This window comes from Pseudogracilibacillus sp. SO30301A, assembly GCF_037072025.1.
GTDB lineage: Bacteria > Bacillota > Bacilli > Bacillales > Amphibacillaceae > Pseudogracilibacillus.
Window position 1 is genome coordinate 1 of record NZ_JAXHDD010000085.1, and the last position, 11,369, is coordinate 11,369.

9 protein-coding genes and 1 other annotated feature are annotated in these 11,369 nt (G+C 33.6%); of the genes, 2 read left to right on the forward strand and 7 right to left on the reverse strand.

What is annotated here, in order from left to right:
- Positions 1-335: 335 nt before the first annotated feature.
- Positions 336-556, reverse strand: a binding site (T-box leader).
- A 55-nt stretch (positions 557-611) separates the two neighbouring features.
- The 7 genes from dtd to SPD89_RS21590 all read right to left on the reverse strand — a co-directional run bounded on the left by dtd (position 612) and on the right by SPD89_RS21590 (position 9,212).
- Entirely contained in the window at positions 612-1,076 is a 465-nt protein-coding gene (gene dtd / locus SPD89_RS21560; protein WP_336263997.1) for a D-aminoacyl-tRNA deacylase, read from the reverse strand.
- Positions 1,077-1,098: 22 nt separating this feature from the next.
- On the reverse strand, positions 1,099-3,306 hold the full coding sequence (locus SPD89_RS21565; protein ID WP_336263998.1) for a RelA/SpoT family protein: 2,208 nt from the start codon (positions 3,304-3,306) through the stop codon (positions 1,099-1,101).
- A 98-nt stretch (positions 3,307-3,404) separates the two neighbouring features.
- Complete coding sequence (locus SPD89_RS21570) at positions 3,405-3,920, reverse strand: adenine phosphoribosyltransferase (RefSeq protein ID WP_336263999.1); 516 nt, start codon at positions 3,918-3,920, stop codon at positions 3,405-3,407.
- Positions 3,910-6,234, reverse strand: coding sequence for a single-stranded-DNA-specific exonuclease RecJ (recJ, locus tag SPD89_RS21575; RefSeq protein WP_336264000.1), 2,325 nt, complete (start codon positions 6,232-6,234; stop codon positions 3,910-3,912). The genes SPD89_RS21570 and recJ overlap by 11 nt, the downstream gene beginning before the upstream one ends.
- Positions 6,235-6,282: 48 nt before the next feature.
- A complete protein-coding gene (locus SPD89_RS21580) occupies positions 6,283-6,588 on the reverse strand; it encodes a LapA family protein (RefSeq protein ID WP_336264001.1) in 306 nt (101 codons plus the stop codon).
- A 23-nt stretch (positions 6,589-6,611) separates the two neighbouring features.
- On the reverse strand, positions 6,612-8,870 hold the full coding sequence (gene secDF, locus SPD89_RS21585; protein ID WP_336264002.1) for a protein translocase subunit SecDF: 2,259 nt from the start codon (positions 8,868-8,870) through the stop codon (positions 6,612-6,614).
- Between the two features lie 39 nt (positions 8,871-8,909).
- Positions 8,910-9,212 (reverse strand): post-transcriptional regulator, encoded by a 303-nt coding sequence (locus SPD89_RS21590; RefSeq protein WP_442961219.1) that lies wholly within the window; start codon positions 9,210-9,212, stop codon positions 8,910-8,912.
- A 126-nt stretch (positions 9,213-9,338) separates the two neighbouring features.
- On the opposite strand from SPD89_RS21590, the gene spoVB reads away from it, so the two are divergent.
- Positions 9,339-10,892: a stage V sporulation protein B gene (spoVB, locus tag SPD89_RS21595; protein WP_336264004.1), complete on the forward strand. Its 1,554-nt coding sequence runs from the start codon at positions 9,339-9,341 to the stop codon at positions 10,890-10,892.
- Between the two features lie 60 nt (positions 10,893-10,952).
- Positions 10,953-11,333 (forward strand): TIGR04086 family membrane protein, encoded by a 381-nt coding sequence (locus SPD89_RS21600; RefSeq protein ID WP_336264005.1) that lies wholly within the window; start codon positions 10,953-10,955, stop codon positions 11,331-11,333.
- Positions 11,334-11,369: the final 36 nt, after the last annotated feature.

Below are 11,369 nucleotides of genomic sequence, written 5' to 3' on the forward strand. Positions count from 1 at the left end.
TACCCTAAACGGTCACGATTAACATCGAAACATGCCCGTTTTCCATGACTCTTACCCTAAACGGTCACGATTAACATCGAAACATGCCCGTTTTCCATGACCCCCACCCAAAACGGTCACGATTATTATCGAAACATGCCCTTCTTGCAGATTGACTCGACCTATTAGATCTGGACTCTACATGTTGTTCATCGACTCACATTCCGGAGCGGAGGTAGAGTCACTTTTCCCCAACGGTGATAAATCGTTACGTCACAGTTTACTTCTACTGTAAAGTTAAGAGTGGCTGAAGTTAGCTAAAATAAAAAAATCCCGTTCCCACATTCAATTAAGAATAAAGGGACGAGATTTACCCGTGTTGCCACCCTACTTAATGCATAAATTTATGCATTCGCTTTATATCAGTTAACGCCTGTTTACGTCTATAATTACTATTATTTCAATATAGCTCCTCAGGAATGTCTTTCATTAGGCAAGAATGTGAAAATAGTTTCAGCCTAGCTATTTTCTCTCTATTCATTTTGGTACTAATTACTTTTTCCTTCAAAGGATTTAACGATTACATTTTATAGTCGATATAATCATAAGAATTTTTCAAATGAATGTCAAGCTTAAGCAAGTTCAACAATTTTACCATCTTTAGTTTCTAAAATAATTGTTACTGGACCATCATTTACAAGTTCTACTTCCATCATTGCCCCAAAAGTACCCGTTTCTACATTAATATTTTCTTTTCGTAGTTGATCATTAAATAATTCATATAACGTTTCTGCATATTTAGGTTTGGCAGCATTTATAAAACTAGGGCGTCTTCCTTTTCTGACATCTGCATAAAGTGTGAATTGAGAAATCGATAAAATCTTCCCTTGTATATCTACTAATGAATTGTTTAATTTATTTTCTTCGTCTTCAAATATACGTAAATGAATAAGTTTTTGCACTAATGCATTAATATCTGCTTCTGTATCTTCATGAGTGATGCCAAGTAATACTACCAGACCGTTTTTAATATCACCTATTACTTCATTTTCCACTTTCACATTTGCATGTTTTACACGTTGAATAACTGCTCTCAAATCTGCTACTCCTTTTTTTAGACTAATGTACCGTACGAGTTACTGCATAAATATCTTTTACTTGTTTAATTCTTTCGACAACATGTTGTAGGTGATCGGTATTTTTAATTAACACCGTTAAATGAATATGAGCAATTTTATTACGATCCGCACGGCCACTGACTGAAGAAATATGTGTATTTGTCTCATTAATAACTTGAAGTACCTCATTTAGCAGTCCATGACGATCATAACCGGATATTTCAAGATCCAAATGATATTCTTTCATACTATACTTCATATCTTTCCATTTAACATCTAGAAAACGTTCTTTTGCTTCATCAGATTGAATGTTCGGACAATCTCTCCGGTGTACAGAAACACCACGTCCTTTTGTAATATAGCCAACGATATCGTCATTTGGAACCGGATTACAGCATCGGGATAGTCTAACTAATACATTATCCACCCCTTCAACGATAACTCCTAAATCTGTTTTACTAAGTGAACTAGATTTATCTTGTACACTTTGCTGAACATCTTCAATTTTTTCTTCTAATTTTTGTTCGCTTTCTTTTTCTTTACGTAATTGATTCGTAAGTCTAGTTACAATAAGAGCAGCAGTAATTCCTTGATACCCAACCGCTGCATACAAGTCGTCTTCATTTACAAAATTAAACTTACTACAGACTTTTTTAATATTTTCAGGTGTTAGAACCTCTTTTGGAGTAAAACCAAGTTCTTTTATCCCTTTTTCGATTTCCGCTTTCCCTTTTTCAATGTTCTCTTCTTTACGCTGTTTCTTGAAGAATTGCTTTATTTTATTTTTCGCTTGAGAAGATTGGGTGATTTTTAACCAATCTTGAGAAGGTCCATAGGAATGCCTAGATGTAATAATTTCTACAATATCGCCATTTTTCAACTGATAATCTAACGGTTCCATTTTTCCATTTACTCGTGCACCTACTGTTTTATTGCCTATTTCAGTATGAATGCGATAAGCAAAATCAAGTGGAATTGAACCTGATGGTAATTCAATTACATCTCCTTTTGGTGTAAATACATAAACCATATCGGAAAATAAATCAATTTTTAATGATTCAACAAATTCCTCCGCATCATGCGTGTCATTTTGCCAATCTAATATTTCTCTGAACCAGGTGAGTTTACCCAGAAATGATTTTTCATTAGGCTTAATTTCCTTGCCTTCTTTATATGCCCAATGAGCTGCAATCCCGTACTCGGCAATTTTATGCATATCTTTTGTTCGAATCTGCACTTCGAGTGGATCTCCCTTAGGACCAATCACAGTTGTGTGAAGGGATTGATACAGATTTGCTTTCGGCATTGCTATATAATCTTTAAATCTACCGGGCATTGGTTTCCAATACGTATGGATGATACCTAAAACAGCGTAACAGTCTTTAATGCTTTCTACAATAACCCGAACAGCCAGCAAATCATAAATTTCATTAAATTCAACATTTTGCGTTTTCATTTTTCGGTACGTACTGTAAATATGTTTAGGACGACCGGAAATCTCGGCTTCAATTCTAACCTTGGCCAATTCTTCTGCGATATCATTCATTACTTCGTCAATATATGATTCTCGTTCATCTCGCTTCTGTTTCATTAACTGAACGATACGATAATACTGTTGTGGATTTAAATAACGAAGTGCCGTGTCTTCTAATTCCCATTTGATTGTAGACATACCTAGTCGATGGGCTAACGGTGCAAAGATTTCGAGTGTTTCATTTGCTATTCTACGTTGTTTATTTGCCGGTAAATGTTTTAATGTCCGCATATTATGCAGTCTGTCAGCAAGTTTAATCAAAATAACACGAATATCCTTCGCCATCGCGACAAACATTTTTCGGTGATTTTCCGCTTGTAATGCTTCTTTTGATTTATATTTTATTTTTCCTAATTTTGTAACCCCATCAACTAGCATGGCAACTTCGGAATTAAATGCTGCTTCGATTTCCTCTAAACTTGTTTCCGTATCTTCCACAACATCGTGTAATAATCCACTGGCAATTGTTTCATGATCCATTTCTAAGTCAACTAAAATTCCAGCAACTTGAATGGGGTGGATAATATAAGCTTCCCCAGATTTACGGTATTGATCAATATGTGCTAATTTAGCAAATTCATAGGCTCGATAAATAAAGTCCACTTCTTCTTGGGTTAAATAGCTTTTAGCCTTTTCAATAATGTCTTCAATCGTTCTATTTTTATCCTTAGACACGTTATCACCTTAATTTTAGAAACTAGGCTTATCAAAGCCTGTAGTTGCACTTATGCGGGAGGAAGTTTTATACTTACCTATGTGCAATGACAAATAAGTTATTCGTATTTCATTAATGTTAACACATCGTAGCCTTTAAGTTTACTCATTCCATCTAAATAGGCTAGTTCAATTAAGAATGCGCATCCTACGACAATACCACCAAGTTGTTCTACGAGTTTAATCGTTGCTTCAATAGTCCCTCCCGTTGCCAGAAGGTCATCTGTAATTAGAACACGTTGTCCTTTTTTAACAGCATCTTTATGAATTGTTAGTACATTCTTTCCGTACTCTAAACCATAATCTACTTTAATTACTTCCCTTGGCAGTTTTCCTTCTTTTCGAACTGGTATAAATCCTACTTCTAATTGGTATGCAACCGGACAACCGATAATAAATCCTCTAGCTTCAGGTCCCACGATTAGATCGACTTCTTTTTCTTTAGCATATAAAGTAATTTCATCAACCGCTGCTTTAAATGCTTTTCCATTTGCCATTAAGGGGGTAATATCTTTAAATTGTACTCCTGGTTTTGGCCAGTCATCCACAATTGTAATATATTCTTTAAGATCCATGTAGTAGTTCCTCCTCAGTAGAACTGTTTATACGAATAGAGTTTTCAAACCATGATTTTAATTCTTCGTATGTAGAATAATACAGTAATTTTTCTATTTTTCCTTGTTCTACCCTTTTTTGATATGTTTTTGAAGTATGTAATGCTTTTTTTTCTGCATTTTTATTTATATAAATTACATTATCCCGAATAGTGATAAATTGTAGATCAAGAAAAACCTTTAAAATGAAAATAATTTTGTCTTTCGTCCATTTTTTCATTTGCATTACACTAGGCAAATCCACGTTCAAATGAATAGGACAGTAATTATATAAATAAGCATATAACCATTTAAAATCATCACGATTTGGAATCGACTGCAGATATGCATTTTCAGTAATTGTATAGGATGCATGTATAAAATTTGGATTCGTTTTGTAAATAATTTTCTCTAAAGTATTCAATTCACTCGGTAAATCATAGATGAATAATATTTCCGTATGTGGTAAAGTTTCTATATGTTCATTATAACTGATAACTGTTATATCGTTAAAGTCACTAACATAGTGGTAAATTTTTTCACGATCATTGCATACAATTAGATTATTTTTAAAAGAAGCTATATATGGATTAATATTTGCAGCACTTTGCCTACCCCGGAAATCTAATAATTGCCTTTCATTGACGGCTATGTCCTCAATTAAAACTTGCACAGTCCGGTTTCCATTCCATTCATTTATCTGTAATTTACCTACAACTTCTATTTCAGATTGAGGTGAAATATAATAATATAAATGCCCAAGCCCAAAACCAATTGCATCTATTCGATGACCATTTTCCATAAATTGTAGTTTTAAATGGTTTTTTACTTGCCCTATTTGTCTTATCTGAGTCGGTTTACTTATAAAATGAAATATAGGTTCTTCATTCCCCATACCGAACGGAGCTAGTTGATTAATCTGCGTTACTAATTCTTCCGTCACCGTATCAATAGAGAGCGAACTATGAACATTGATTATTTGCTTGAAGTCATCTTCGTTTAACTGAGATAAAATTTGTCTATTTAAATGTTCACTAATTTCTTCTAAATTTTCAAACGGAAACGTCATCCCTGCAGCCTGTGCATGTCCACCAAAGTTAGTAAACAAATGTCTAATTTCCATTCCATTTTCAAATAAATTAAATGCAGGGATACTGCGAGCCGATCCTTTTAATTCATCCGTTTCTTCTTTATACGTTAACATCATTACAGGCCGATCGTATTTATTCACAAGCTTTGAAGCAGCAATTCCAAGCACACCTTCATGCCAATCCTCATCATAAAGGATGATAAAACCATCCACTTCATTTTCATTTACCTTCTGTTCCGCTTCTTTTACTATATTACTCACAATTTGCTTTCGTTCAATATTTAATTCTTCAATTTCCTCAGCAATTTGCTGTGCTATTTCTTTATCTTCAGTAAGTAAAAGTTCTACCGCAAGACGAGCACTTTGCAATCTACCTACAGCATTTAATCGTGGCGCTATTGAAAAACCAACATCTCTTTCGGTTATTGAACCGTTTAGATTACATATTTTTTTTAACGCCTTTATTCCTAAATTTCTACTTTTTTGTATCTGTTTGAGACCGTTAGAGACTAACATTCGATTTTCTTTAGTTAACGGTACTAAATCGGCAATAGTCCCTATGGCAACAAGATCTAATAAATGTATCGGCATTTCATCTAGTAAGTAATGGGCAAATTGAAAAGCAACACCAACACCTGCCAAATGTTTAAAGGAATAATTTGGCGATAATAAAGGATGGATAATTGCAAAAGCATCTGGAATATCTTCTTGTACCTCATGATGATCAGTTATAATAAGGTCAAGCCCTAATTTTTTTGCATAATCGGCTTCTATATTGCTTGCAATTCCATTATCGACTGTAATTACTAAAGAAACTGCTTGTTTTTTAAATTGCTCTAGTACATTTGTATTTAATCCATATCCTTCGGTAAAACGGTTTGGTATGTAAAAATCACAAATCGCACCAAGATCTTTTAAAACACTTATTAATAATGCTGTTGATGTAATTCCATCCGCATCATAATCCCCATAGACTATTATTTTTTCTTTATTTTCAATTGCAGCTAAAATTCTATCTTTTGCTTTTGTAATCTCTTCAAATTTAGATGGAGATTCCAAATCGCTTAATTTGGGCTGTAAAAACTGTTGTTGTTCTTCTTTTGATAAGAGCCCACGTTCATGATATAAGGATTTTAAGATAGTAGATGGAGTAAATGCTTGCTTTTTTTCACAAAAAAAATCCCACTTCGCCTTACTCTTTAACATAAAGTCACTCCCTATTATTTTTCACGCTCTAGAGCAAGGTCTCTTTAGTTAATTGTTATTATCTGTTTCACTGGATAAGCTAGATGTTTTGAATTCTTCTAATTCTGTCTCTAAAGAAATAATCTGTTGTCTTAACCGTTTATTTTCTCGCTTTAGTTCATAGTATTTTTTCATGCTTACAAACGCTGTGACAACGCCACCTAATAATACAGAAAACAAAATAACAAAAACAAGTGGGGATGTACCACTCCAGAACAAATAATTTACTTCAACAACTTCCACATTTAACACTGCAAATATAGAGATTAAAATAATGAAGCTAATTGCTAAAATAACATACGTTTGACCTTTCATGATTCATCACCCTAAAATATAATTTATACTTGCGGACCTTCTACTCGCTTTTTCTTTCTAAAATCTATTGGTTTTTCTTTTAAATTACGACCACGCCAGACAAGCCATAATTGGGAAGCCAAAAATAATGATGAATATGTTCCCGCTAGCAAGCCAATAACGAGTGCAATTGCAAATCCGAATATGGATTCGGCACCTAAAATTAAAAATGCCAATACTGCAATAAGGGTTGTCGTTGTTGTATTAATACTTCGCATAAATGTTTGAATCAAACTTCTATTAATAATTTTTGCTAATTCTACTTTAGATTTGACTAATTTATTAGTAGCCCGGATGTTTTCTCTTATGCGATCAAATACAACAATTGTATTATTAATCGAATAACCAATAATTGTTAAGATCGCAGCAATAATCGTAACATCAAATTCAATTCTTATAATGCTAAACACAACAAGCATAATAAATACATCATGCAATAATGCTATAATTGCAGTTATGGAGAAGAAAAATTCAAACCTGAATGTCACATAAATGATCATTCCGATTAATGCAACCACAAGTGCATATACTGCATTTTTAACAAGTTCTTGTCCTACAATCGGAGAAACGACACTAACACTTGGTTCATGACCATATTTGTCCATAACATAGGTTTTTAAGTCGGATATATCGGCTTCTGAAAGAACGGTATCGAATCGCATTACGGCAATTTCGTTATTTTCACCAGATAATACAATTGATTTTGCTTCTAATCCTAATGTATTTAAGTCGGATTCTACATCGGTTTGAGTAAGACCTTCATCTGCTAGAACTTCTACCCGCGATCCACTAGTAAAGTCAATACCTGGGTTGAGTTGGAATAAACCGAGTGATAACGCCCCTAGAATAACGGCAATGATCGTCGTAATAAACATCTTCTTCCTATGTTTTACAATATCGAATGTCCGATTAAAAATAGTTGGTTCTACATCTTTTTTGGAAGCAATATCTTGAATTTGTTCTTCTTTTATACCGAACCAACTTTTTCTTTTCGTTAGAAATCCGCTATTTACCCATAATCCTAAAAGCAGTCTCGTTCCATAAACGGCAGTTAAGAAGCTAACTAAAATACTTACAATTAGCATGGTAGCAAATCCTTTAATGGAACTTGTACCAAAAATAAATAATACTGCTGCAGCAAGAATTGTCGTAATGTTTGCATCTAATATTGTTACAAGGGAACTTTTTCCCCCTGTTTTAAATGAAGTAAGTACTGATTTTCCACTCCGTAATTCTTCTTTAATTCGTTCAAAAGTTAACACATTGGCATCAACAGCCATACCGACACCTAAGATAAGCGCTGCGATCCCCGGTAATGTCAAGACGCCATTCATTAATTCAAATACTAATAAAATGAGATAGACATAGATTATCACATTAATCCCAGCAATCAAACCCGGGAAACGATAAACTGTAATCATAAATAAAAAGATCGCAATAATTCCAATGATTCCAGCAAAAACAGTTTGATTTAACGCTGTCTCTCCAAACTGAGCACCAACAGAAGTAGAGTATAATTCTGTCAAATGAACAGGTAAAGAACCGGAATTAATAATATCTGCTAGTCTCTGCGCTTCTTCTACAGTGAAATCACCAGTAATTTGAACATTTGTATCATGAATTGGTTTCGATACTTGTGGAGCGGAAATAAATTTTGGTTCTGCTTTTTGTACTTCTTCTTCAAATGAATCGCCTTCTTGGAAATCCATCCAAATAACAAGTAAATTATTAGGTGTACCCATATTTTGAATTTCCGTTGTTACTTCTCCAAATTTATCAGCGTCTTTCAATTGTAACGTTACAATTGGCTGATTAGACTGTGGGTCAAAATCTTGTCGGGCACTCCCTTCCTTAATATCAGTACCATTTAAGTATTCCTTATCATTTACATCACGGAAAGAAAGTAACGCAGATGTAGAAAGTATTTCGCGTGCTTCTGCCTGGTCTTCAACCCCAGCAAGTTGTACCCGAATTCGATCTTCACCTTCAATGTCAATCACCGTTTCACTAATTCCTAGTCGGTTAACCCGGTCATTTAATGTCTGAACTGTTGCCTCGAGTAATGTTTTATCTACCTTTTGCTCTTTATCAACCGGCTCGACTTCATAAAGTATTTCAAATCCACCTTGCAAATCTAAACCTAAGTTTATTTTTTTACTTATTCCCGTAACTGTCGTACTAATCGTGCCTATAAAGATTAGAACAATTAGTAGAAAGGCAATAATTCTACCTCTTTTTTTCATACATTAATTCCTCTCTTTTTGCCATTTTTTAAAAATCCGTTAATTGTTTTCACCTTTCGTTAACGCTTCAATGGATGCCATTAAATCATCATCTTCCGATTGAAGGGCATTAATTGTCATAAAATTCATATAAATAGAAGGTCGTAAGTGAAATATATCTTGAATCACTTCATACAATTTTTTTTTCGGATTTCCTTTCCATACCTTTTCCTCTAAACATCGCCAAATTTCATCTTGTGTTACATCTGTATAACCAACTAATTTAAATTCACTTTCTTTACTTTCAAGCGCAGGAATAATATAAGACTTCCACTCTTTTACCGTCTTTTCTTCCACATACATTCCTCCTATTATACAACCATCAATTGCAACTATATTTTATTTACTATTGCTTGTCATTCTACCCGTGTACAAGCATATACATAAATTGAAAAGCAATTTCTTAAAAAAAGAAAGTAGGGCGTTACATTGACAAAGCAATCATTTATCCGTGGAACAATTGTATTAATAATCGCTGGGATGATTACCAGATTATTAGGTTTTATAAATCGCATTGTTGTCGCACGGTTAATGGGTGAAGAAGGTGTTGGCTTATACATGATGGCAATGCCATCTTTATTTCTGATCATTACTCTAACACAAATTGGGCTACCTATTGCAATTTCAAAGCGAGTTGCTGAAGCAAATGCTCAAAATGATAGGTATAAAATCAAACAAATAATTACTGTATCCTTTCTTATTATAGCATGTACAAGTATCTTTTTTACTATTTGTATGATTTTCCTTGCACCGCTTGTAGCAAATTACTTATTAACAGATGATCGTACTTTATATCCTTTACTAGCAATTAGTCCAGTTGTTCCAATTATTGCAATGACTTCAGTAATAAAAGGATATTTTCAAGGTATGCAAAACATGACGCCCCAAAGTATTGCAATCGTCATTGAACAAATCATTCGGATTACTGCCGTTTTTTTTCTCGTTTCACTCTTGCTTCCATACGGTGTAGAATTTGCTGCAGCAGGAGCAATGGTAAGTGTTGTAATTGGAGAGTTAGCATCGCTTTTATACCTTTTCTATACTTTTAAACAAAAAAAGACTATCAAAGTACGGCACCAATTTTTTACTTATTTAAAAGGGAGCAAACCCGTACGGAAACAATTGTTTTCTATCGCCCTTCCAAATACTGGCAGCCGTCTGATCAGTTCTTTTGCTGGTTTTCTAGAACCAATTTTAGTTGCACAAAGTCTAGCGTATGCCGGAATTGCTACAAAAGATGCAACTAGTCAATATGGTGAGTTAACCGGCTATGCGATGCCATTATTATACCTTCCAACCTTTATAACGAATTCATTATCAATCGCATTAGTTCCTTCCATTTCTGAATTAGAAGCAATCGGCAATAAAAAATTGGTACATTACCGAATTCATCAAGCAATTCGAATTTCATTTGCATCCGGCGCTCTAGCCACCATTGTCTTCATATTATTTTCAATACCTATTTTAACATATATGTACGGGACAAGTAACGCAAGTAAATATATTATTTTAATGGCTCCTTTTTTTCTACTATTATATATTCAATCCCCTTTACAGTCAGCATTATTTGCACTTGACTTAGCAAAATATGCGATGTGGAATAGCTTAATTGGTTCAGTTGTTAAATTTTCTGTTCTAATTTTACTTGCTTCAAATAAAAACATTGGAATTATGGGAGTGGCAATTGCCATTAGTACTAGTGTTATTCTGATTACTTTTCTACATCTAGCAACATTACACAAAACGATACAATTTACGATACCAAAAATGGATATTTTTAAAATGATTGTTTTAGTTGGTGCAACTTATGGTTCGGGGTTCTTATTAAAATCTACTTTATATAACAATGCGGGAATAGTATCGCTTATTTTAACTTTAATTATTTTATCTTTCATTTATCTTATCCTTTTATTTGCACTCCGTTTCATTACAGAGCAGGAATTAAAGCAAATCCCATTAATTAATAAATTTATAAAAAAATAGTTAGAAACATGTCTATTTTTAAACACTATGAATAAATATAGTTTTAAAAGGGGGGGTTTTGTGAAGAATTCTTATTTAGTAGCTGTTGTTTACGGATGGATTTCTATTTTAGTTCTAATTCTTATATCAAGCAGTTTCCTATCCCTTATTGTTCGTTTTACTACAGTCTCTGAATTTACTTTATCGTATATTTCGTTAACAATTGGGCTTGTAACACTGTTCATTGGTGGGATAATTGCTGGTTTAAAAGGAAAAGAGAATGGTTGGATTGTTGGAATCTTAACTGGTGGAGGTTTCACTCTATTAACTTTCTTAATTCAATATTTAGGATTCAATGAAGTTTTTTCAATCAAACAGTCGATTTATCATCTAACCTATATATTAGCAGCAGTTGTTGGAAGTATAATTGGTGTAAATCTCATGACAAATAAGGCATCATAATATTAGAAAACTAAGACATTCGCCAAGCCTTTATAG

What these genes read in the sequence shown, in the direction of transcription:
- SPD89_RS21580 (WP_336264001.1), bottom strand. Translation starts at nt 6,588, where the DNA reads ATGAAAGGTCAAACGTATGTTATTTTAGCAATTAGCTTCATTATTTTA.
- recJ (WP_336264000.1), bottom strand. Translation starts at nt 6,234, where the DNA reads ATGTTAAAGAGTAAGGCGAAGTGGGATTTTTTTTGTGAAAAAAAGCAA.
- SPD89_RS21590 (WP_442961219.1), bottom strand. Translation starts at nt 9,212, where the DNA reads ATGTATGTGGAAGAAAAGACGGTAAAAGAGTGGAAGTCTTATATTATT.
- SPD89_RS21570 (WP_336263999.1), bottom strand. Translation starts at nt 3,920, where the DNA reads ATGGATCTTAAAGAATATATTACAATTGTGGATGACTGGCCAAAACCA.
- secDF (WP_336264002.1), bottom strand. Translation starts at nt 8,870, where the DNA reads ATGAAAAAAAGAGGTAGAATTATTGCCTTTCTACTAATTGTTCTAATC.